Genomic DNA, 24,813 nt, shown 5'->3' with positions numbered 1-24,813 from the left:
CTGGCTGACCGGCCCCCGGTCGTCAGCTCACGTTCCGGCGCCTCGGGCGGCGGAGCAGCAGGAGCGCTCCGGCACCCACCAGCAGCAGGCCGACCACGATCACCCCGGTCACAGCGCTACCAGTCACCGGAATAATCGGGATCACCGGCTTCGGCGGAGCCGGCGGGACCGGCGGTGCCGGATCGGTCTTCGCGTGCAAGGGGTCCTCGGCCCCGTACTTGACCCCGCTGATCGTGCCGGTGCCCGACACCGAGGCCTTGTCGACATGGTCGGCTCCAGCAGGCAGGGTGAGCTTGCCGGTACAGAAGAACCAGGTACCCGGCAGGAACGGACCAGCCCAGCTCGTACCGGAGCCCGGCCCGCCCAGCTTGGAGAAGTCACAGGTCAGGCCGGTGACGTCCCCGGTACCCCCGGTCCGCTGGTCGCTGACCGTGACGTCCCTGAGCGACTCCTCGCCGGTGTTCTTCACCGCGAACAGGATCTCCCGCTCCTGACCAGCCTGGAACTTCACCGCGTTGCCTGTGGTGTCGGCGTCCCGGGCCGCGTCGGAGTTGACCTTCGACGGGTCGTACGGCTCCGGCCTGCCCAGCGCCGCGTCGTACTTCTGGATGTCGATCCCGCCGACCTTCGCGTGGAAGTCGTTGTCGCTGTACACCGGCTTGCCGGTCCCGTCGGCCTTCGCGTCCACCCTGACCCTGTCCGCGTGCGGCTTCGCGCCGGCGGCCAGCGTCAGCTGGGCGGTACACGTGAACTTCTCACCAGGCTTCCACTTCCTGGACGGCGGGGAACCGAGCGACTCGGCCCACCGCACGACGTTGCTGGCGTCGGCCTTCGTCGGCGACGTCTGCCCGGGGAAGGTGCACTCGAAGCTGGTCACCTTCGCCTCACCGGCGAACGTCCTGTCGGTGATCACGACCTCGACCAGGTCCGAGGTGCCCCGGTTCTCAGCGGGCATCTCGATCGTCCGGGTCTCCCCCGACGTGAAGACGATCGCGTCCTCTGCGGTGTCGGCCTCCTTACCGGTCTCCTTGTCCCGCTTGGAGATGATCGGCTCGTCCTTGCCGTCGGTCCTGACGTGGTAGGCGTCCTCGTCGTCGACCTTCCGGCCATCCGCCTTGCCGTCCTTGTCGACGGTCTCGGCGGTGACACTCGCGATGTCGTGGTGCTTGGTACCCGCCGGGATGCCGAGCGTGCCCTTGCAGCGGAAGGACTGCTTGGGAGCCAGCGGGCCGGCCCAGCTCATCCCGGTCTTGCCGTCCGGGAACGCGCAGACCCAGTCCTTCACGCTCTCCCCGGCCACGGTCTTGTCCTCGATCGCGATGTTGGCCAGCGGCACGTCACCGGTGTTGGTGACGATCGCCCAGACCGGCTGCGGGCCGGACTTGCCGCCCTTGGCCTCGTACGTCACCGCGTCGGCCTCGGTGTCCGCGTCGGTCTTCGGATCCCAGTCGCCCCTGGTCGGCCCGCCGTAGTTGCCGTCCTTCTTGTCCGGGCCGTCCACCGGGTTCGCCGGGATCTTCTTCTCGTCGCGTCCGTCGAACTTCACGATGTCGATCGAGCCGACCTTCGCGTGGAAGTCGTTGTCCTTCGTCACCGGAGCACCGGTGCCGTCGGCCTTCCCGTCGATCCGGACCTTGTCGGCGTGCGGCTTCGCGCCGGGCGGCAGGGTCAGCTTCGCGGTACAGGTGAACTTCTCGCCTGCCTTCCACTTCCTGGCCGGCGGGGTGCCGAAGGTGGCATCCCACTTGACGACGTTGTTCGCGTCAGCCTTCGCCGGGCTGGTGGCTCCCGGGAAGGTGCACTCGAAGTCGCTCACCTTCGCGTCTCCGGCGATCGTCTTGTCGCTGATCACCACCTCGACCAGGTCCGAGCCGCTGCGGTGTTCCACCGGCATCTCGATCGTCCGGGTCTCACCGGGCCGGAAGGCCATCGCGTCCGCGGCCGTGTCTGCCTCCTGCTTGGTTTCCTTGTCCCGCTTGGTGATGTCCGGTTCCGGCGGCGGCGCGATCTCGGGGACCCTCACGTGGAACGGGTCCTCGTCGTCGACCTTCTTGCCGTCCGGCTTACCGTTCTTGTCCGTCGTCTCCGCGGTGACACCACCGATGTCGTGATGCTTCTCGCCGGGCTTCACGTCGAGCGTTCCCTCACACGGGAAGCTCGCGCCGACCTTCAGCAGACCGGGCCAGGTCAGGCCCTTCGTGCCGTCCGGGAAGGTGCAGACCCAGTTCTTGACCGCAGGGCCGGCCTTGGTCATGTCGTCGACCACGATGTTCGCCAGGTCGATCTGACCGGTGTTCGTGACGATCGCGCTCACCTTCTGCGGACCGCTCGGGTAGACCGCGCTGTTCGCTTCCGTGTCGGCGTCGACGATCGGATCCCAGCCGCCCTTGGTCTCGCCCCCGTAGGTGCCGTCCTTCTTGTCCGCGCCGTCCACCGGGTTCGGCGGCTTCGGTTTACCATCGCGGCCGTCGAACTTCACGATGTCGATTCCGCCGACCTTCGCGTGGAAATCGTTCTCATTGATCACTGGCTTGCCGGAACCGTCCGCCTTCGCGTCCACGCGCACCTTGTCACCGTGCGGCTTCGCGTCAGGCGGCAGTGTCAGCTTCGCCGTACACGTGAACTTCTCACCCTGCTTCCACTTCCTCGCCGGCGGCGAACCGAAGGTCTCAGACCACCGCACCGCATTGTTCGCATCGGCCTTGGTCGGGGCTGCCTGGCCCGGGAATGTGCACTCGAAGTCAGTGACCTTGACTTCACCGGCGAACGTCTTGTCCGAGATGACAACCTCGACCAGGTCACCGGAACCACGGTTCTCCACCGGCATCTCGATCGTCCGCGTCTCGCCCGCCTTGAAGATCATCGGGTCGTCAGCGGCATCGGCTTCCTTGCCGGTTTCCTTGTCTCGCTTGGTGATGATCGGCTCCTCCTTGTCGGGAACCTTCACGTGCAACGGGTCCTCGTCGTCGACCTTCTTGCCGTACGGCTTCCCGTTCTTGTCGGTCGGATCGGCCACCACGCCACCGATGTCGTGGTGCTTCTCGCCCGGCTTCAGCTCTAGCGTGCCCTCACAGGGGAACGAGGTACCGACCTTGAACAGGCCAGCCCAGGCCAGGCCCTTCGAGCCGTCCGGGAACGTGCACTTCCAGTCCTTCACAGCAGGACCGGCCTTCGTCAGGTCGTCCACCACGACGTTCGCCAGGTCGACCTGGCCAGTGTTCGTGACGATGGCCATCACCTTCTGCGGGCCTGTCGTCGCACCGTTCACCGGATAGACCGCGGCATCGGCATCGGTGTCGGCATCCACCTTCAGATCCCAGCCGCCCCTGGTCGCCCCGCCGTACTCGCCGTCCTTCTTGTCAGGGCCGTCCACCGGGTTCGGTGGCTTCGGCTTGCCGTCACGGGCGTCGAACTTCACGATGTCGATCGAGCCGACCTTCGCGTTGTACGGGTCCTCGTCCTCGACGGGCGTACCGTCGTCGGCGAACACCGCCTTCACCCGGGCGACGTCGGTGTGCAGCTTGGCACCGGCAGGCAGCGTCAGCTTCGCCGAGCAGTCGATCTGCTCGTTCGGCTTCCACAGCCGCGGCGGCGTCGCGAAGGTTTCCTCCCAGCGCACCACCTGCGTACCGTCAGCGGCCACCGTCGCCTTCACCGGCGTCGATGATCCGGGGAAGACGCACTCGAACTCGGTCACCTTCACATCCCCGGCGATCGTCTTGTCCGTGATCTGGACCTTGCTCATGTCCCGCATCCGGACATTGATCGCCTTGAAGCTGATGTACCGATCCTCACCCGGCTTCAGGACGATCGCGTCATCCGCCGTGTCGGCCTGCTGCCCGGTCTCCTTGTCCTTCTTGTCGATGATCTTCTCGTCGACGCGGACGTGGAACGGGTCTTCGTCATCGACCTTCTTGCCGTCGGGCTTGCCGTTCTTGTCCGTGGTCTCCGCGATGACACCACCAATGTCGTGGTGCTTCTCGCCGGGCTTAAGCTCCAGCGTTCCCTCACACGGGAAGCTCGCGCCGACCTTCAGCAGACCGGGCCAGGTCAGGCCCTTCGAGCCGTCCGGGAACGTGCAGACCCAGCCCTTCACCGCGGGGCCGGCCTTGGTCAGGTCGTCCACGACCACGTTCGCCAGGTCGACCTGGCCGGTGTTGGTGACGATCGCGCTGATCTTCTGCGGGCCCGTCGTCGCACCGTTCACCGCGTACGAGGCCGCGTTGGCCTCGGTGTCGGCATCGACCCTCGGGTCCCAGCCGCCCTTCGTCTCACCCCCGTACGTGCCGTCCTTCTTGTCCGCGCCGTCCACCGGGTTCGGCGGCTTCGGCTTACCATCACGGCCGTCGAACTTCACGATGTCGATCGAGCCGACCTTCGCGTGGAAGTCGTTCTCGTTGTACACCGGCTTGCCAGAGCCGTCGACCTTCGCGTCGACGCGCACCTTGTCGGCGTGCGGCTTCGCATCAGCCGGCAGCGTCAGCTTCGCCGTACAGCTGAACTTCTCGCCGGTCTTCCACTTCCTGGCCGGCGGCGAACCGAACGTCTCAGCCCACTTCACGACATTGCTGGCGTCAGCCTTCGTCGGTGTGGTCTGGCCGGGGAAGGTGCACTCGAAGTCGCTCACCTTCGCCTCACCGGCAAACGTCCGGTCCGAGATCGCGACCTCGACCAGATCAGCCGTACCCCGGTTCTCCACGGGCATCTCGATCACCCGCGTCTCACCCGGCTTCAGGACCATCGGATCGTCAGCCGTGTCGGCCTCCTTNCCNGTTTCCTTGTCCCGCTTGGTGATAATCGGCTCTTCCTTGTCAGGCACCCTGACGTGGAACGGGTCCTCGTCATCGACCTTCTTACCGTCGGGCTTGCCGTCCTTGTCGGTCGTCTCGGCGATCACACCCGCGATGTCGTGGTGCTTCTCGCCGGGCTTGAGCTCCAGCGTCCCCTCACATGGGAACGACGCGCCGACCTTGAACAACCCAGCCCAGGTCAGGCCCTTCGAACCATCCGGGAACGTACACACCCAGCCCTTCACCTCCGGGCCTTCCCTGGTCAGGTCGTCCACCACAATATTCGCGAGGTCGACCTGACCGGTGTTCGTGACAATCGCGCTGACCTTCTGCGGACCCGTCGTCGCACCGTTCAGCTGGTACGTCGCGGCGCCTCCACTCGAGTCGGCGTCAACGAACCGATCCCAGCTGCCCGCGGTGGCGTTGTTGTAGTACCCGTCCTTCTTGTCGGGGCCGTCGACCGGGTTCGGCGGAATCTTGCTGGCGTCGCGGCCGTCGAATTTCACGATGTCGATCCCGGGAACCTTCGCGTGGAAGTCGTTGTCCTTGTTCAACGGCTTCCCGCTGCCGTCCACCTTGGCATCGACCCGGACCTTGTCGCCGTGCGGCTTCGCACCAGCCGGAAGCGTCAGCTTCGCCGTACAGGTGAACTTCTCACCCGGCTTCCACTTCTGCGTGGGCGGATTAGCAAAGGTCGCATCCCACTTCACCACCTGCGAACCATCCGCGCCCGGAGACGCCTTCGTCGCAGTGGCAGCACCTGGGAAGGTGCACTCGAAGTCCGTCACCTTCGCGTCCCCAGCGAACGTCTTGTCGGTGATCAGTACCTCGACCAGCTCCGCCGTGCCAGTGTTCGTCACCGGCATCTCGATCACCCGAGTCTCACCAGGATTGAAGACCAGCGGGTCATTGGCCGTGTCGGCTTCCTTGCCGGTCTCCTTGTCCCGCTTGGTGATCTCCACGTCCTCCGTGTTGGGAACCTTGGCGTGGAACGGGTCCTCGTCGTCAACCTTCTTACCGTCGGGCTTGCCGTCCTTGTCGGTCGACTCGGCGATCACACCCGCGATGTCGTGGTGCTTCTCGCCGGCTTTCAGCTCCAGCGTGCCCTCACACGGGAACGACGCACCGACCTTGAACAGCCCAGGCCAAGTCAGGCCCTTCGAACCGTCGGGGAACGTACAGACCCAGTTCTTGACTGCGGGACCAGTCTTGGTCAGGTCGTCCACGACCACGTTCGCCAGGTCAACTTCGCCGGTGTTGGTGACGATCGCACTGACCTTCTGCGCGCCCGTCGTCCCGCCGTTCAGCGGGTAGACCACGCCATCGGGTTCGGTGTCAGCGTCGACCTTCGGATCCCAGGCGCCCTTGGTCTCCCCGCCATAGTTCCCGTCCTTCTTGTCAGGGCCGTCCACCGGCTTCGGCGGGATCTTCGAGGCGTCGCGGCCGTCGAACTTCACGATGTCGATCCCGGGAACCTTCGCGTGGAAGTCGTTCTCGTTGTACACCGGCTTGCCGGAGCCATCCACCTTCGCGTCCACCCGCACCTTGTCGCCGTGCAGTTTCGAGCCAGCCGGAAGCGTCAGCTTCGCCGTACAGGTGAACTTCTCACCCGGCTTCCACTTCCGGGCGGCCGGAGTACCGAAAGTCTCAGCCCACTTCACAACGTTGCTGGCGTCAGCCTTCGCCGGAGCCGTCGCACCTGGGAACGTGCACTCCAGGTCCGTCACCTTCACATCACCGGCGAACGTCCTGTCAGTGATCACGACCTCGACCAGGTCACCGGTACCCCGATTCTCGACCGGCATCTCGATGGTCCGGGTCTCGCCCGCCTTGAAGATCATCGGGTCGTCGGCGGTGTCGGCTTCCTTGCCGGTTTCCTTGTCCCGCTTGGTGATGATGGGTTCTTCCTTGTCGGGGACCTTCGCGTGGAACGGGTCCTCGTCGTCGATCTTCTTGCCGTCGGGCTTGCCGTCCTTGTCAGTCGTCTCAGCGATCACACCCGCGATGTCGTGATGCTTCTCCCCGGGCTTGAGCTCCAGCGTCCCCTCACACGGGAACGACGCACCGACCTTGAACAGCCCGGCCCAGGTCAGACCCTTCGAACCGTCCGGGAACGTACACGTCCAGCCCTTGACCTCCGGCCCGGTCTTGGTCAGGTCGTCCACCACGACGTTCGCCAGGGCGACCTCGCCCGTGTTGGTGACGATCGCGCTGACCTTCTGCGGGCCGGTGGTCGCACCGTTCACCGGGTAGACCACCCCGTTGGCTTCGGTGTCGGCGTCGACCTTCGCGTCCCAGCTGCCGTTGGTCGCCCCGCCGTACTCGCCGTCCTTCTTGTCCGGGCCATCCACGGGCTTCGGCGGAATCTTCGACGCGTCACGGCCATCGAACTTCACGATGTCGATCCCGGGAACCTTCGCGTGGAAGTCGTTCTCGTGGAACACCGGCTTCCCGGTGGCGTCAGACTTCGCGTCGACACGCACCTTGTCGCCGTGCGGCTTGGCCCCGGCAGGCAGCGTCAGCTTCGCCGTACACGTGAACTTCTCCCCTGCTTTCCACTTCCGGTCCGGCGGAGTACCGAAAGTCTCAGCCCACTTCACAACGTTGCTGGCGTCGGCCTTCGTCGGAGCGGTCGCACCAGGGAACGTGCACTCGAAGTCCGTCACCTTCACATCACCAGCAAAGGTCCGATCCGAGACGGCAACCTCGACCAGATCGCCAGTGCCACGGTTCTCCACGGGCATCTCGATCACCCGCGTCTCACCCGGCTTCAGGACCATCGGATCGTCAGCCGTGTCGGCCTCCTTCCCCGTTTCCTTGTCCCGCTTGGTGATAATCGGCTCTTCCTTGTCAGGCACCCTGACGTGGAACGGGTCCTCGTCATCGACCTTCTTACCGTCGGGCTTGCCGTCCTTGTCGGTCGTCTCAGCGATCACACCCGCGATGTCGTGATGCTTCTCGCCGGCTTTCAGCTCCAGCGTCCCCTCACACGGGAACGACGCACCGACCTTGAACAAGCCCGCCCAGGTCAAGCCCTTCGAACCATCCGGGAACGTACACACCCAGCCCTTCACGTCCGGCCCAGTCTTCGTCAGGTCGTCGACCACGACGTTCGCCAGGTCGACCTGACCGGTGTTCGTGACGATCGCGCTCACCTTCTGCGCGCCCGTCGTCCCGCCGTTCAGCGGGTATAGCACACCATCGGGCTCGGTGTCGGCATCCACCTTCGGATCCCAGGCGCCCTTGGTCTCCCCGCCGTAGTTTCCGTCCTTCTTGTCCGGGCCGTCCACCGGCTTCGGCGGAACCTTCGAGGCGTCACGACCGTCGAACTTCACGATGTCGATACCGCCGACCTTCGCGTGGAAGTCGTTGTCCCGGTACACCGGCTTGCCCGTGGCGTCAGACTTCGCGTCCACGCGCACCTTGTCACCGTGCGGTTTGGCACCGGCAGGCAGCGTCAGCTTCGCGGTACAGGTGAACTTCTCACCCGGCTTCCACTTCCGAGCGGCCGGAGTACCGAAAGTCTCAGCCCACTTCACAACGTTGTTAGCATCAGCCTTCGTCGGGGCAGTCGCACCCGGGAAGGTGCACTCGAAGTCCGTCACCTTCACATCACCAGCAAAGGTCCGATCCGAGACGGCAACCTCGACCAGGTCTCCGGTACCGCGGTTCTCCACCGGCATCTCGATCACCCGCGTCTCACCGGGCTTGAGGACCATCGGGTCGTCGGCCGTGTCAGCTTCCTTACCGGTTTCCTTGTCCCGCTTGGTGATGACCGGCTCGTCGTTGCCCGGCACCTTCGCGTGGAACGGGTCCTCGTCATCGACCTTCTTACCGTCCGGCTTGCCGGTCTCCGGGTCGACCACATCAGCCGTCACGCCGGCAATGTCATGCGAGGTGTCACCGGGCTTGAGCTCGATCATCGCCGTACACGGGAAACTCGCCCCGATCTCGAACATCCCGGCCCAGGTCGTGCCCTTGGTGTTGTCGGGGAAGGTACAGGCAATGTCCGTGACCTTCGGGCCGGCGATCGTGGTGTCGTCAACGACCACATTCGTCAGCTTGGTCTTACCGGTGTTCGTGACGATGAAGCCGATCGGCTGCTTGCCGGTGCTCGCACCGTTCAGCGGGTACTCCACCGCGTTCGCAGCGGTGTCCGCATCTACCTTCGCGTCCCAGCTGCCCTTGGTCTCCCCGCTGTACGTCCCGTCCTTCTTGTCCGGGCCGTCGACCGGGTTCGGCGGTACCTTGGTGGCGTCCCGGTTGTCGAACTTCACGATGTCGATACCGGGCACCACAGCGTTGAAGTCGTTGTCCTTGTTCAACGGCTTGCCAGTACCGTCCACCTTGGCGTCCACCCGCACCTTGTCACCGTGGGGCTTCGCTCCAGCCGGCAGCGTCAGCTTCGCCGTACAGACGAACTTCTCGCCCGGCTTCCACTTCGCCGTAGGCGGAGTAGCAAACGTCGCATCCCACTTCACCACCTGCGAACCATCCGCAGCAGGAGAAGCCTTCGTCGCAGCCGTAGCACCCGGGAACATGCACTCGAAGTCGGTCACCTTCGCGTCCCCGGCGAACGTCCGGTCTGTGATCAGCACCTCGACCAGGTCTGTCGTGCCGGTGTTGGTTACGGGCATCTCGATGGTCCGGGTCTCACCCGGGTTGAAGACCAGCGGGTCGTCGGCCGTGTCGGCCTCCTTGCCGGTTTCCTTGTCCCGCTTGGTGATGTCGATGTCTTCCTTGCCGGGGACCTTCGCGTGGTACGGGTCCTCGTCGTTGACCGTCTTGCCGTTCGGCTTGTCGGTCTTCAGGTCGACGACGTCCGCGACCACTCCGGCGATGTCGTGCGACTTGTCACCGGGCTTGAGTTCGATCATCGCCGCACACGGGAAACTCGCGCCGATCGCGAACATCCCGGCCCAGGTAGTGCCCGTCTTCCCGTCGGGGAAGGTACAGACGATGTCAGTGACCTTGGGGCCGGTGATCGTCGTGTCGTCCACGACCACATTGGTCAGCTTGGTCTTGCCCGTGTTCGTGACGATGAAACCGATCGGCTGCTTGCCCGTGGTGGCCCCGTTCAGCGGGTAGATCACCGCATCGGGTTCGGTATCCGCGTCGATCTTCGGGTCCCAGTCGCCCTTCGTCGCCCCGCCGTAAGTCCCGTCCTTCGCGTCCGGGCCGTCGACCGGATTCGGCGGCACCTTGGTCGCGTCCCGCTTGTCGAACTTCACGATGTCGATCCCGGGCACGACAGCGTGGAAGTCGTTGTCCCGCTTGATCGGGGTGCCGTCGGCTGCCGCCTTCGCGTCCAGCGTGATCTTGTCGGCGTGCGGCTTGGCGCCGGCGGGCAGGGTCAGCTTGGCCGTACAGGTGAATTTCTCCCCCGGTTTCCACACCCTGGTCGGTGGTTTGCTGAACGTCGGAGCCCACTTGACGATCTGGGAACCGTCCGCCTGGGCCACGGCGGCCGTGGCCGTGGTGTCGCCGGGGAAGACGCACTGCAGGTCGGTGACCTTCGCGTCGCCGGCGAACGTCTTGTCGCTGACGGACACCTCAGCCAGGTCCTCGGTACCAGTGTTGTCCACCGGCATCTCGATCGTCCGCGTCTCACCGGCGTCGAAGGTGATCGCGGTGGCTGCGGTATCGGCCTCGTCCTTCGTCACCTGGTCACGCTTGGTGATGATGGCATCAGGCTTGCCCTTGTTGAAGCCGAAGTCGAAGGAGTGGTCGTTCTCGCCGGACTTCCCCGTTCTGATCTCCTTGACCGGGAAGCCGTCCTTCATCACACCGTCGGAGTCGATGGTGTCCTTGGTCCCGGCGTCGGTGGTGGTCAGCTTGTAGCCGTCCAGCGGGCCGCCGGCGGCGTAGTCCTCCGGCTTGTCCAGCTTGATCGTGTACTTCGCCTCCCGCTTGAGCCCACCGGTCACGTTGTTGTCATTGAAGTAGTACTCACCCTTGGCATCGGTGACCTGAGTGGCCACCAGCCTGCCGGTCTCGTCGTAGAGCCGGACAGTCACACCCGGCACCGGCTTCTCGCCCGGGTCCTGGATACCGTCCTTGTTCTCGTCGATCCAGACGTAGTTACCGATCTCCAGCGGCGCCGCGTCGCACAGCGACTCGATGTCGGTCATGCCGTTAGACTTCTGGAACGTGTCCCAGTCGACGCTCGGATAGGTCTGCCACTTCTGGGCGGTCTGCGAGCCATCGATGTTCGAGCTGAGCGTCACACCACCGGTCCACAGCCTGCGCGAGTCCATGCCGGTCCAGGCGAGCTTGTCCCGGCCCGGGACCACCCAGACGCCGCCGTGGCTCGTCTCCTCGTGCTCACTGGTCACCTTGGTGTCGTTGTAGAACTCACCGCCACCCGGCCCCTGCCCGTTCTTCGCGCTCGTGCTGGGCCCCCGGCTGCCGCACTTGCCGGCGTTCTCCAGCTGGTAGCTGCCACTGACCAGGCACGCCCGCACCAGGTCACCACCGGAGGCGACCCGGGTGGAACCGGGGTTGTAGGTCCGGTTGATGTCGCCGAACATGTCACGGATACCGAAGATCATGTCCTCGCCGTCGAAGGTGATCCCCTCCAGCAGCGGCATCGGGTAGGTCTTGTGGGTGGCGGACTTCGCGACGTCCCACGGGTCCTTGTTGACCCACGGATTCCACAGGCCATTGTTCTTGATGCCCAGATAGGACACCTCGGCGGCGGCGGGCCGGACGAGTTCCCATTCGAAGGCCGGTTTGCTGCTCCAGGTCTTCGCAGCCACGTCATAGGTGTAGACGTAGGCGCGCAGGTCGCCTGCCTTCTGGGTGCTCCGCGCGTTGCAGGTGATGCCGACGAAGACCTTGCCATCCTTGTACTGCGCGGCGAACGGGATCGTGTCAGATTCGGGGCAGCTCTTCTGTGCTCCCGGCAGGTCGACCGGGATCTTGACCCGGCTGGAGTTCTCAGCCGTCGGGCCGGACAGCGGCAGGATGTAGAGCTGCTTGTCAGCGAGGTTGACCGTGTAGAGATTCGTGTCGTCCGTAGTCAGACCACCAAGGGCCACCTTGCCAGTGCTGTCCCAGGCGGTGTCGACCGCCCACGTACCCGGCTTGTTCCCACCGGCACCGGCGAGGTTCCGTGCCGTATTGGTCTTGTATCCCGTCCGGGGATCCGTGCCCGCCGTTCCCGCGCCGAAAAGCTTGTTCAGGTCCGCGAAGACCTTGGTTCCCTTGCCGTCAGCCGCCGTCTGATAGATCGCGCCGGTCCCGCCGGGACCGAGGCCTGAGGAGGTCCTGAAGTATGCGGCGGTGTAGATGAACTTGTCCGCGCCCTTCGGAACCCGCGGATACGTCAGCCCCCAGTAGGACCCCGTCTCCGAGAACTTCGCGATCACCTTGCTGGGAGCTGTGGCCTGGTCGTGGGCTTTCGCGTCGTAAGGGGTGATCTGCATGCTCAGTTCTTTGCCGTTCACGCCGTTGACCGGGTCGCCGAACCGCTGGCAGCCGTAGGCCAGATCCGGGTTGTCCTGGCAGTAGTCCTGGGGCGACAGGAGGCCGAAATTCGCCTTCGGCGACGCCGACAGCTTCACGAACTGGACACTCGTCCCGTTGTCCTTGCCGCGCCAGCTCGCGAAAGTCCCCCCGGGCAGGGTCGTGAACTCCACCCGCACGTCATCGGTCGCCGCACCGGCCACCGACAGGCTGTAGTTGCCGTCCGCGCCCGTCGTCGTCGCCCCTACAGCCTTGCCCGTCGAGTCATACGCCGTGACGGTCACTCCCGCCACACCCGGGTCGGCCACCGTACCCTTCGTCGTGCTCGCCGCGTCCTTGGTGCCGTTGGAGTTGTAGTCGCGGAACACGAAGCCGGTCACCTTGCCGTCGGCGGCAACCGCGAACGTCATCGGCAGCACAGCCGACAGCACGGCCGTCGCGACCACCGCCCCGATGACCTGCCGTCTCACCCCATGGTCCTGGATAAGGCGATGCGCACCCCGCCCGCGTGCAGGACGCCACCTATCGCGGTGAGCAACCAGGGCGCGTACCAGCCGGTCCGGTCGCCACCGGCTCGACTTAGCCGTTTTGTCGCCGGAAAGCGCTTCCTCAGCCCCGCGATGCCCCATGGCCTCTCCCCGCTGCTCTGCCCGATGAGGTGCATCAATAGCAATCAGAGGCCATTCTGTTATGACTGCAATAGTTAGGTGGGCTTTCACCGGGAATAGGGGAAGCACCCTTAGTTATGTGATATACGGGCTATCCACCCTATAAAGCCACCTTCATTCACCACAGTACTAACATAACTTTTAGTGCCGAAAGTCACCTATACTAGCACTTGCCCGAATCATTGAGATCTGCCCATTAATCGCCATATTGGGAAGAAGTGGGCGAATCCAGGCTGCCGACAGAGGCCGCGATGTCCTGCGACCCAGCGCAGACCACTCGCGCCCATGCCTCGGGAGCCGCTCGCCATGCAGTCCCGAACAGGACCCGTCACCGGCACGCCCGCCTGCACCGTGATCCCGCACGAAAGCAGGGATGGCTGCCCGCGCCCCATGCGCGGCTCGCGACAGAGTCGCACCTCACTGACCACATCGAGCACTGCCGACCACAGGGCAACCAGATCGACGCCCGCCCAGGACAAGCCCAAGGGCGCCGACCCCATCGCAGTAAAGGCCGACGCCCACAGGCAGCGTAGGTCACGATAGGAAACTAGGGCGTACAATGGGCAAAATTCACCCTTGGCCGCCACCTGCGGGGCGAAAGGGCGAGCCAATGGGACGGACAGTGTCGCTTCTCGTTCGATCCGGGTTCTCGCGTCGACCCAGCCCTCGCCGCATGCCCGCAAGGCCAGCGAAGATTATCGATTCTGACCTTGTGTGGCGAATTTCCGGCTAGCAAGGCCAGCAACAGACGGCGCCCGACCGGGCGCGGCAAGTGTTCGCAGACAGCCGCCACCAGCAAAGCCCACAACCGCCGCAGCCGGCACGGCCAAGGCCGCAGCCATCCGGGCCGCCAACCGCACCCGCTACGACCAGAAAGCCCGCGACCTTGGCCACCCCGACATCACCGCCTTCCTCGAAGTCACCGTCACCTGGACCCGCACCCGCCTCGCCCAGTACCTCGGCCTCAGCGCAGCCGGCGTCGCCACCCAGCTCACCCAGCGCTACACACCCCACCTCCTCCAGCGTGAACGCAGAACACCCATACACCGCAAGCGCTGAAACCCTGAGCCCAGTAACAGCTCTGCACCTCCGGAAACATGCTTGAGGAATGTGCACATCCAGGTGATGGAGGCAGCAGCCCCGCCCGCTGGAGTGCAGGCAGCCGATCGCACGCCAGAACGCCAGCGGGCACCGCGCCGTTGCCTCACCCCCGGGCAGAGGGGGATCAGGACGAGGCCTTCCGGCTGGCGGCTGGCGAAGTAATCCATGGACTCTCCCCGGAAACGCTGCGCTCATGCAGGATCCAGCCCGTGAAGCAGATTTAGCCGAGGGGTCTGCCTGGTCATGCGCTGCTTCTCACCGGCGACCGGAGCATGCCCAGCACAGCGCGTCAACCACGCTCAAGGACCGCCTCGTCGAAAACACCCTCGCCCCGTTCCAGCGCGGCAAGATGGGCAGCCCGCACTGGTGGATGCAGAAGAACGGAGAACCCGTCGTCACGCTTCACGAAACCAGGAACATCACCAAGGCCCGGCCTCGGCCCCTGCCGCCTGATCCCGGCCTTGAGCTCCCTGCTCACACACCACCCCCTGATTCGGCCGACCCTCGACAGCGAACTCATCAGCTATGAGCAGGCCCGCCGCGCCCAGACTCAGCCCCGCATCCGGCGGCTCTGTGTTGCTCCGTTGCTGCTCGTGTGTTCCGGTCATGCGCGGGAACACGGCGGAAAGCCAGGGAAAACAGGGGGAAGGTTAGACGCAGAAATGCCCCGGAAACGGGGCTGGGCCCCATCCTCCGTTCGGAGGAAAGAGCCCAGCTCAGCCTATCTGTGCGCCCGAAGGGACTCGAACCCCTAACCTTCTGATCCGTAGTCAGATGCTCTATCCATTGAGCTACGGGCGCTTAACCTCGATCAGTCTACACACCGTGGTGTGCGTCCTGCTCTCGGGCGGAGGCTCGGGGATTTGAACCCCGGATGGGCGTAATACCCAAACCGCATTAGCAGTGCGGCGCCATAGACCGGACTAGGCGAAGCCTCCCTGCGGCCCGGTCAGACCAAGCCGCCGGTTGAGGATACAGGGTCGGCCGGGCAGGTGGCAAAGCGGTACGCCGCCCGTGCGCTCCGGGCCGCCGGCCACGAACAACCAGGCCGCCAAGACGGGGCAAACACGGGCAGAACGAGCCCATCAGAAGGCATGGGACGGCCGGGAAGAAGGGCCGAAGGGGTGCCGACGCCCGCCGGGGGGCCGAGTCGGGCGACGGCACCGCGTGTGAGCCGGTACACAGGACCAGCCCGCACGTTGCCGGGCCTTCGGCGGCCATCCTCGTGACCCGGCGGGGGGTGTGACGCACCCGAGCGCGTCACAGTGAGTACAACCTCACAAACCCCAACTTGGAAACTGGTAATAATCCGACAAAAGCCAGCACGAACCGGAAGTCCCGGAAACAGGGACAGGCCCCGCTGGTCACCCAGCGGGGCCTGTCTGGACGGACCCTGGGGTACGCCCCCTGAGACACGTCGTGCCGAGCGGCTACGCCCTAGGCGTGCACGCCCACGACGGTCCGGCCGATGACGGTCGTGCCGTCGTTGTACCGGATCTCGCCCAGGTAGTGCTTGCCGGCCTCAAGGCCACTCCACGCGGCGGTGGAGGTGTAGGTACCAGCGGCGGTGACCGGGCGGGTGGCGGGGCTGACCGCCAGGTTGCCGGCGTCGGCGCTGAGGACCCACGAGTGGTGCTTGATGGCGACCTCGGTACCGCTGGCCGCGCTGAACAGGTCGACGAAGACCACGAAGGTACCGGTGCTCGGGAGGTTGATCACCTCGTCGGAGGAGCCACCACCCGAGGAACCGGCCGGGGTCAGCGAACCGTCGGCGTTCTTCTTGTACGCGTACAGGTCGATGTCCGTGCCGGCGGCGTAGTCACTGTTGAAGGTGGCTACCCGGGCGTAGGTGCTGCCCGCCGGGACGGTGACCTCCACGGAGCCCACGAACTCGCTCGTGGCCGGGTGGTCGGTGTCGAAGCTGTGCGTGCCGACCTTGAGGTTCAGGTCGTTCACGGTCGAGGCGGTGAGGCCGGTGACCGTGGTGTTCAGCGTGCCGGTGAAGCCGGACTTGAGGGCCAGCTCAGCGGAGCCGTCGGTGCCCTCGACCGTGATCTCGCCCGGGGCGACCAGGCCGAGCGGACGGACCGCGATCGGGCTGCGCACCAGGTGGCCGCGCTGGTCGTTCCAGGTCAGCGAGCCGAAGGTGTACTTGCCGAACGCCGCGCCGTTCCAGGTGATCTTCACCTTGAAGGTGGCGGTCTTGCCCGGGGCCACGACGAGGCGGGACGGCGTGACCGTGACGGTCGTGCCGGCCGGAGCCTGGACCTGGGCGGTGTACATGCCGGTCTTGTCGGAGACGTTCTTCACCGTACGGGTGATGGTCTGCGAGCCACCCAGGCCACCGATCGCGATCGACGGCTGGTTGAGGTCGCTGGCGTCAACCTTCGGGAAGTCGCTGCAGTCCAGCGCCATGACGTCGGCGGCGGGCTTCTGGCCGAGGGCGCAGATGTAGCTCAGCCAGTCCTCGAGGCCGGACTCGTAGACGAGACCCGGGTCGAAGGCCTTGGTCGGGACGACGTGACCGGCGCCGAAGTTCAGCGGGGTCGCGTCCTTGCCGAGGGCCTGGATCGGCTTGCCGTTGTTGTCGGTCTGGCTGGCCGTCGTCATCAGGGCCGACTTGATGGTCATCGGGCCCCAGTTCTGGTGGGCCGACTTGATCAGGGCGGCGAGACCGGCGATGTGCGGGCTCGACATCGAGGTGCCCTGCATCGAGCTCCACTGCGGCGTGGTGCCGGCGGAGGCCACGGCGGCGACGATGTCGACACCGGGGGCGGTGATGTCGGGCTTGAGCAGGCTACCGCCGCCGGCCAGGGCCGGGCCGTAGGACGAGAAGCCGGCCATCTCCGGGGCGCGGTTGGAGAACTGCACCCCGGCGCTCAGCGAGGCCTTCGGGGTACCGGTCGCCAGGTACGCCTTGATCGCCGCACCCTCCACGTTGTTCACGTGGACGGTCGGGACCGCGTGCAGGTCGGCGGCCAGCGAGTTGGCGGTCGGGTTGTACAGCACCATGCCGACGCCGCCGGCCTGCTGGACGGCGAGGCTCTTGTCGGTACGGCTGTTGACACCGCGCTTGCACAGCACGATCTTGCCGGTGACCTTTGCCGGGTCCAGGTTGCCCGGGTAGCACAGCTCGACCTCGGTCGGGTTCTTGCCGGCCAGGCCGACGTTCACCGAGTCGACGAGGTCCGAGTTCGGCACAGCCGCGCCGAGGCCCTGGCCGGTGTAGGTCACGCCGTTGCCGAGGGTGACGGTCTTGCGGAACGCCCGGTCGTGGGTGCTCGCGGCGACCGTGGTGACCCACGGGCTGTTGTGCGCGACCGAGGAGACGCCGACGGTGTCGCCGGAGTTGCCGGCGGAGGCCGCGACGAAGACGCCAGCCTGGGCGGCGTTCAGGAACGCGAGCTCGACCGGGTCCACAACGGACGTGCGCGAGCCGGAGATCGAGTAGTTGATGACGTCAACGCCGTCGAGCACGGCCTGGTCGATCGCCTTGACGGAGTCGACGTTGCCGCAGGAGTTGCCGCCCACGTAGTCGATCGCCCAGCAGACCTTGTAGATGGCCAGGCGGGCAGCCGGGGCCATGCCGGAGATCTTGCCGTACGTGTGGCCGCCAGCAGCGGTCGCGGTGACGTTGGCGTTGCCGCCGGCCGTCGACGCGGTGTGGCTGCCGTGGCTGGTGTAGTCACGCGGCGAGTCGAACTCGTCCGGGATCTGGGTGATGCCGGTCCGGTACCAGCGGGCACCGAGCACCTTGTTGTTACAGGTGACAGCGGCGGCCTTGGCCGGGGCATCCGTACCCGGGTCACAGACGATCGTGTTGTCACGGGTGTCGGTGTTGCCGGAGACGGCGCCGGCCTTCCACTGCGCCGAGATGTCGGCGGCGTCCGGCCGGGGCTCGGACAGCGGGCCGAAGCTCGGGTTCTCCGGGGCGAAACCGGAGTCGACGACGCCGATGATGACGCCCTCGCCGGCCTTGCCCTGGCCGCCGAACTGCTTCTCCCACGCGCCGCCCTTGCCGGTCAGGCCGAGGAAGTCCGGGGTGGAGAAGGTGTCGAGGGTGCGGACCTCGTTCTTGATGACGTTCGCGACGCCAGGGGTCTTGGTCAGCTTGGCCGCCTGCGCGCCGGTCAGCTTGGCCGCGAAGCCGTTGAACGCGGTGTCGTAGGTGACTTCCTGCTTCACGCCGGCCGACTTGGCGACCGAGTCGCGCTGCTTGCCGAGGTGCGCGATGTACTCGCGGGCCTGCGGGCTGCGCGCGTCGAGCTTCGCGCCGTCGGCTGGCTTGGTGGCCGCCAGGCCCGGCAGCTCGCCCGTGTAGGACGCGAGGGGCTTGTCGTCGAGCTGGACGATGTAGAGACCCGGCGAGAAGTCGCCTGCCTCCACCGGGTCAGCCAGGGCTGGGCTCGAACCACCCAGAGCGAACGCTGTCAGCGCCGCCAGGGGCAGCGCGAGAGCCGCTGTCTTTTTCTTTGACACGGGGCCTCCGTACTTCGGACACCAAAGGGGATGGGTGTCCACGCTGCGCGGAGCCTATGGCCAGGTTCACGGTCAAGAGAATGGTTGTGAAGAGGTCGTGATACAGCCGTGACCCATTTAAGTAAGGCTTTAGCTTTCGCGCACAAAAAATGTCTGACAACCTTCCGAGCCGCCCACCGCGTCCCAAGCTCAGACACCCTTCGCTCACCCACCCTGCGAGAGAGGACGCGATGACCGAAGGCGACTTCAGGGACTTCGTTGCCACCCGGTCGCCGGCCCTGCTCCGCACCGCGTACCTGCTGACCGGTGACTGGCACCGGGCCGAGGACCTGGTGCAGACCGCGCTGACCAAGACATACCTGGCGTGGCGGAAGCTCGGTGCCATCGAGGCCGTCGAGCCGTACACCCGCAAGGTGCTGGTGAACACCGCGACGAGCTGGTGGCGGCGGCGCTGGCACGGCGAGCGGCCGACGGCTGACCTGCCCGACCGCCCGGGTCCCGACCATGCCGATGATCTCCTGGTCAGGGATGTCTTGTGGCGGCAAGTCCAGAAACTACCTATCAGGCAGAGAGCTGTGCTCGTATTGCGTTACTACGAAGATCAGACCGAGATGGAGACCGCCCGGCTGCTCGGCGTCAGCGTCGGCACCGTCAAGAGCCAGACCTCCCGCGCGCTGGGCACGCTGCGCACCCGGCTCAGCCCGGGGATGGCAGACCTACCCGACCTGAAAGGAGCGGCCCGGTGAATCCTCGGGCGGACCTTGAGGAAGACCTGCGGCGGTCGTTCACGACGCAGGCCAGCGGGCTGCCCCAGCCGGGGGGTCTCGCTGACCACGCGATCGGCGCCGCCAGGTCCATCCGCAGGCGCCGGCGCCTGACCGCTGGCGTCGCTGCCATCGTCCTGCTGTCCGGCACCGCGTTCGCCGCTGTTTCTTCAAACCTCTTTTCTGGTACCGGAAACGTGGCCCCCGGGTCGAGTGCGGCGCCGACCGAGCGCCCGCCTGCGGCGACGACCCCGAGGCTCCCGGACACCCCGGTCAGCAACCTCGCGGCCGACGGCACGGTCAGCATCTGGCTGCCCCAGCGGCAGCAGGCGTACACCGCGCGGGTCAAGGGCCCCGACGTGCAGGTCAAGCAGCTCGCCAGTGGCTGGCTGATCGTCCCGTCCGGGGCGGACCAGCAGACGGAGTACGTCTCGTTCGACGGCCGGACAGGGTCCCTCCCACAGAAGATGTCCTATGTGGCCGTCGCACCGGACGGTAGCCGGATCGCATGGCGGATGGGCTCGTCCATGTACACAGGACGGGTCGAAGCCGACGGCGCGCTGATCCAGGATTCCAGGACCGACGCGCCTCCGGTCGGCGGGCCGCTGGCCTACAACGGCACGGTCGTGTTCGTGGGCCGTGACGCGGGTGCCGGCCGGGTGCTGGAGCCGGACATGTGGCGGCCAGCCGACGGCCCGTTCCGGTACACGCCCGGCTCGAAGTACTACGTGGCCGTCGTGCCCGAGGTGACGCCGTCCGGGGAGTTCGTGGCGCTGACGCACAATCCCAACCCGCCGACGCCGGGTGCGTACGTGCCGAGCCGCTCACCGGAGTACGGCGAGGGGATGCTCTGCATGTCCCGCCTGGATCCCAGCACCATGAACATCAGGTCGAGCCGGTGCACCGACCTGCACCTGCCCTACACCGCCCAGCTCAGGCTCTCGCCCGGCGGCCGCCATCTGGGCGTGACGATCCGTTCCGACCGCACCGGCGAGCACCAGCTGGCCGTGTACGACATCGACAAGGCTTTCCAGAGCGGCTGGGCCCCGATCCGGGCGTTCACCGGCAGGTACAACGACCTGGGGTGGGAGGGCGAGCTGAGCCTGCTGGTCAAGGGACCGGAGGGTCTGGTCCGGCTGCGGATCGACTCGCCGGACCCGGTGCCCGTCGCCGTGCCGGGCTTCCACTATCTGCAGCTGATTCGATGACGCGTCGGGAAAGGTAAAGGGGATCCCTCTCTTGTGGAGGGATCCCCTTTATTTTCCTGTGATACTACGCGTTTCTACGTGTTCCTACGTGTCGATCCGGACCTGCGTTCCGCCGACGACCTTGGTGCCGTCGCCGTACGAGACGAATCCGAGGTAGTGCTTGCCCGGCGTGAGACCCCACCAGGCGAGCTGGAAGGTGACCTCGCCGGCGACCCGGGCACGCTGGCTGGCCGGGGTGACGGCAGCGTTGCCGGCCCCGCCCGTGAGCACCCACGAGTACGCGGAGATCGTCGCGGAGCTCTGGCCGCCAGGCAGGCCGAACAGGTCGACGTAGACCTCGTACTCGCCAGGCTCCGGGTTGGTCAGCGTGATCGACTCGTCGGCGTCGGGACCGCCGCTGTTGCCGACCAGGACGAGCCCGGTGTCCGTCTTGCGGTACATGAACAGGTCGATGTCCATGCCCTCCATCGGGTAGTCCGAGTTGAAGGTGGCGAACTTGGCCAGGTTGGCCCCGGCGGGGACGGTCACGGTGACCTTGCCGGTGTGGTCGCTGGTCGCCGGGTGGTCGGTGTCGAAGGACCCGCCGGTCGGGTTCTTCAGCGCCAGCGCCGACATGTCAGCTGCGGCCAGCCCGTTCACCGTGGCGGTGACGGTACCGGCGAAAGCTGTGTCCACCTCGATGCCCTGGCTGCCGGACTGGGCGGACGACACGATCTCCTTCGGCGCGGTGACCTCGCTCGCCCGGACGGCGATGGGGCTGCGCACCTTGTGGCCGGGCTTGTCGTGCCAGGTGATCGAGCCGAACTTGAACTCGCCGAACGGCGCGGTCGTCCGGGTGATCTTCACCTTGTAGTCGGCGTAGTCCCCGGCGGCCACGACCAGCTTGGTCGGCGTGACCTCCACGGTGTAGCCGGGCGGGGCCTCGACGTCGAGGTGGTAGATCGAGTTCACGCCGGACACGTTGGTCACCCTGCGGGTCACCGTCTGCACGCCCGGCAGGTCACCGATGGCGATGGACGGGTAGTTGAGGCTGCTCGCGTCGCGGTGCGGGACACCGTCACAGTCGTGCTTGAGCGCGTCCTCGGTGGCGCAGATGAACCGGTTCCAGTCGTTGTGCGTGGACAGGTACACCAGGCCGGGGTTGAAGGCAGTGCCCGGGACGACGTGGCCGGCGCCGTAGTTGAACGCGTTGGCCACCTCACCCTCGCGCTTGATCGGGTTGCCCTGGTTGTCCTTCTGGCTGGCCGTGGTCATCAGGGCCGACTTGACGGCCATCGGGCCCCACGCCGGGTTCTTGCTCATCAGCAGCGCGCCGAGCCCGGCGACGTGCGGGCTGGACATCGACGTGCCGGACAGGGTGCCGAAGGTGTTGCCGGCGTTCGTGTACGGCGACACGACCGCCAGCACGTCCACGCCCGGCGCGGTCACGTCGGGCTTGAGGATGTCACCGTTGGCGACCAGGCCGGGGCCCATCGAGGAGAACGCCGCCATCGACGGGGCAGCGCCGACCGCAGGGGTACCCGCGGCGAAGGAAGCTGCCGGGCTGCCACCCGCGTTCAGGTAGGCCCGGACGGCCGCACCGGCGACGTGGTCGAGGTGAACCGTGGGTACGAAGTGGAAGTCAGCGTTGAGCGAGCTGGGGCTGGTGTTGAGCAGCAGCATCGCCGCGCCACCCGCCTGCTTGACCGCGTTGCTCTTGTCGGTACGAGCGTTCGTGCCGCGGTCACAGACAACGATCTTGCCCGCGGCCTTCGCCGGGTCGAGCGTCCCGGTGAAGCACAGCCGGACCTGCGCCGCGTCCGCGCCGTCCTTGCCGACAGCCGAGGCCGCGACCAGCGGGGCGGACCCGACGACCGGGCCGAGGCCCACGCCCGTGTAGGTGGCGCCGTTGCCCAGGGTGGTCTTGGCCTCCCAGAGCCGGTCGTGGGTCGAGGCGGCGACCGTCGTGATCCACGGGGCGTTGTGCGCGTTGGTGCTCGCACCGCCCGCGCCGGAGTTACCGGCCGAGGCCGCCACGAAGACGCCGGCCCGGGCCGCGTTGAAGAACGCGATGCCGACCGGGTCCACGTTGGTGGTCCGTGATCCGGAGATCGAGAAGTTGATGACGTCCACGCCGTCGGCCGTCGCGGCCTCGATCGCGGCCATCGAGTCGGCGGACGAGCAGCTCGCGTTGCCGGCGTAGTCCACTTCCCAGCAGACCTTGTACGCGGCGACGCGGGCGGCCGGGGCCATGCCGGACACCTTGCCGACCGGCACGCCGTTGACGACGGCCGTCACGTCGTGGTTACCGGCGGCGGTGCTCGCGGTGTGCGAGCCGTGCCCGTCGTAGTCGCGCGGCGAGTCGAACTCGTCCGGGATCGCGACCGTCGACTTGAACCACCGGCCACCGATCAGCTTGTTGTTGCAGGTGATGCCGGGGTCGCACGTGCCGCGCCACTTCGCGTTGATGGTGGCCTGGTCGGCACGCGGCTCGGGCAGGGCGGCGAAGCTCGGGCTGTCCGGCGAGATACCGGTGTCCACGATGCCGACGATGACGCCCTCACCGGCCCTGGCCGGGTCACCGAACTGCTTCTCCCACGTACCACCCGGCCCGGACAGGCCGAGGAACTTCGGGGTGGACACGGTGTCGAGCTTGCGCAGCTCGTCCTTCCACACGGCCGCGACGCCGGGCGTGCGCTCCAGCTTGGCGGCCTGCGCCGGGGTCATCCGGGCCGCGAACCCGTTGAACGTGTACTGGTAGTCGTAGATCTTCTTCGCGCCGGGCACGGTGGCGAGGATCTGCTTGCGGTCCTGGGCCAGCTGCGCGCCCTGCTGCCTGGCCGCGGCAGAGCCCACGTCGAGCCGCGCCTGGCTGTCCAGCTTGGAGCTCGCCACCGGCTGGCTGGTCAGCTGGACGATATAGGTACTCGACGGGCCCGAGCCGGCCGCTTCGGCCAGCGGGGGAATCGAGCCGAGCGCCACGGTCGTGGCCCCGATAGTCAGTGAGATCAGGAGCTTTCTGCGGTACGCCTGCACTGCCGTAACCACCTGTCGATCGAAAGCGACGCATGTCGACGGCAGCCTATTGACGTCATTGATCAACGACAATCACCGAAAGGATGAGTGGTGTAAAGCTTGCCCCTGTCGCACACACTGTCCGACACATCGATTACCACCAGTGCAACTCTGCGCGGTGTGGGCTCACTGTCCGTGCTATTGAAAGAGAGCTGGTCGTTTGTCGAGCGTCCGGACCGGCTGGCGGAGAACTTCTACGCCCGGATGTTCCTCGCCGACCCCGCTCTGCGCGATCTCTTCCCGATCACGATGGACGTGCAGCGGTCACGACTGCTCCAGGCGATCGTGCACGCGGTCCAGACCGTCGACGATCCAGAAGCATTCGGCGCGTACCTGGGCGCGCTCGGCCGCGACCACCGCAAGTTCCACGTGCTGCCGGAGCAGTACATCACGGTGGGACGGTGCCTGATAGCCGCGCTGCGTGAGGCATGCAGTACACAGTGGACGATCGCGCACGAGCAGGCGTGGCAGGACGCGTACGCGGCGATCTCCGTCAAGATGATCACGGCTGCGGCCGCCGACCGCGACAACCCGCCGTACTGGCACGCAGAGGTCGTGAAGCACGAGCGCCGTACGCCGGACATCGCGGTGCTGACCGTCCGCCCGCTGCAGCCGTACCCGTACCGGGCCGGGCAGTACGTGAGCGTCGAGTGCCAGTACCACCCGAGGCTGTGGCGGGTCTTCTCGATCGCCAACGCGCCCCGGGCCGACGGCCTCATGCAGTTCCACGTCCGCGCGGTCGGGGCCGGGTTCGTGTCCAGCGCACTGGTGTGGAAGGCGAAGCCGGGCGACATGCTGCGGCTGGGCGCGCCGATCGGCACGATGAGCCTGGACCGGACGTCCACAAGGGACGTGGTCTGCGTGGCCGGCGGTACCGGGCTCGCCCCGCTCAAGTCGCTGATCGAGGAGCTGGCCACGTTCAACCGGACGCGGTGGGTGCACCTCTTCTTCGGTGTGCGCTCCCGGGCGGACCTCTACGACCTGGGTGCCCTGAACCAGCTGGCCGGCCGGCACTCCTGGCTGTCCGTCGTGCCGTCGCTGAGCGAGGACCCGGGGGCACCTGGCTGCGAACAGGGCACGGCGGCCGAGGTGGTGGCCCGGCGCGGCCCGTGGCAGGAACACGACTTCTTCGTCTCGGGGTCCCCGGCGATGGTCCGCTCGACCCTGTCCACCCTTTCCGTGCTCGGCATCCCACGCCAGCGCATCCGCTACGACACCCTGACCAGCACCGTTACCGGCGCGTGACCCGGATTTCGTATCGTCAGCCCTCAACGTTTCGACA

At 66.5% G+C, this 24,813-nt stretch carries 7 protein-coding genes and 2 tRNA genes; 4 read left to right on the top strand and 5 right to left on the bottom strand.

Annotated features, from left to right (window positions below):
- Positions 1-22: 22 nt before the first annotated feature.
- The gene (locus A3G1_RS0100375) at positions 23-12,667 is read right to left on the bottom strand and encodes an SdrD B-like domain-containing protein (RefSeq protein ID WP_425411366.1); all 12,645 of its coding nucleotides are present in this window, start codon (positions 12,665-12,667) and stop codon (positions 23-25) included.
- Between the two features lie 972 nt (positions 12,668-13,639).
- Here A3G1_RS0100375 and A3G1_RS40210 point away from each other — a divergent pair.
- Positions 13,640-13,984, top strand: a complete 345-nt coding sequence (locus A3G1_RS40210) for a hypothetical protein (protein WP_157640792.1) — start codon at positions 13,640-13,642, stop codon at positions 13,982-13,984.
- Positions 13,985-14,754: 770 nt separating this feature from the next.
- On the opposite strand, the gene A3G1_RS0100370 is transcribed toward A3G1_RS40210, so the two are convergent.
- The 3 genes from A3G1_RS0100370 to A3G1_RS0100360 form a co-directional block, all read right to left on the bottom strand.
- Positions 14,755-14,827 (bottom strand) — tRNA-Arg (locus A3G1_RS0100370).
- Positions 14,828-14,874: 47 nt separating this feature from the next.
- Positions 14,875-14,964 (bottom strand) — tRNA-Ser (locus tag A3G1_RS0100365).
- Between the two features lie 499 nt (positions 14,965-15,463).
- The gene (locus A3G1_RS0100360) at positions 15,464-18,505 is read right to left on the bottom strand and encodes a S8 family peptidase (protein ID WP_018347467.1); all 3,042 of its coding nucleotides are present in this window, start codon (positions 18,503-18,505) and stop codon (positions 15,464-15,466) included.
- 230 nt (positions 18,506-18,735) lie between these two features.
- Between A3G1_RS0100360 and A3G1_RS0100355 the strand changes: the two genes are divergently transcribed.
- Both A3G1_RS0100355 and A3G1_RS0100350 read left to right on the top strand, forming a co-directional pair.
- Complete coding sequence (locus tag A3G1_RS0100355; protein WP_018347466.1) at positions 18,736-19,251, top strand: SigE family RNA polymerase sigma factor; 516 nt, start codon at positions 18,736-18,738, stop codon at positions 19,249-19,251.
- Positions 19,248-20,477 carry a hypothetical protein gene (locus A3G1_RS0100350; RefSeq protein WP_018347465.1) on the top strand — a complete coding sequence of 410 codons (1,230 nt, stop codon included), beginning with the start codon at positions 19,248-19,250 and terminating at the stop codon, positions 20,475-20,477. The genes A3G1_RS0100355 and A3G1_RS0100350 overlap by 4 nt, the downstream gene beginning before the upstream one ends.
- Positions 20,478-20,561: 84 nt before the next feature.
- Here A3G1_RS0100350 and A3G1_RS0100345 read toward each other — a convergent pair whose 3' ends face one another.
- Entirely contained in the window at positions 20,562-23,504 is a 2,943-nt protein-coding gene (locus A3G1_RS0100345) for a S8 family peptidase (protein ID WP_245563411.1), read from the bottom strand.
- 147 nt (positions 23,505-23,651) lie between these two features.
- Here A3G1_RS0100345 and A3G1_RS0100340 point away from each other — a divergent pair, with 147 nt between their 5' ends.
- Positions 23,652-24,776 carry a globin domain-containing protein gene (locus A3G1_RS0100340; RefSeq protein ID WP_026211654.1) on the top strand — a complete coding sequence of 375 codons (1,125 nt, stop codon included), beginning with the start codon at positions 23,652-23,654 and terminating at the stop codon, positions 24,774-24,776.
- Positions 24,777-24,813: the final 37 nt, after the last annotated feature.

Origin of the sequence: Longispora albida DSM 44784, from assembly GCF_000379825.1 — a bacterium.
Classification (GTDB): Bacteria; Actinomycetota; Actinomycetes; order Mycobacteriales; family Micromonosporaceae; genus Longispora; species Longispora albida.
Note: the sequence above shows the minus strand (reverse complement) of the source record. Positions and strands in the feature narration are given on the sequence as shown.

Excerpts from the sequence above, each read along its gene's own strand:
- A3G1_RS0100355 (WP_018347466.1), top strand. The coding sequence starts at position 18,736 with ATGACCGAAGGCGACTTCAGGGACTTCGTTGCCACCCGGTCGCCGGCC.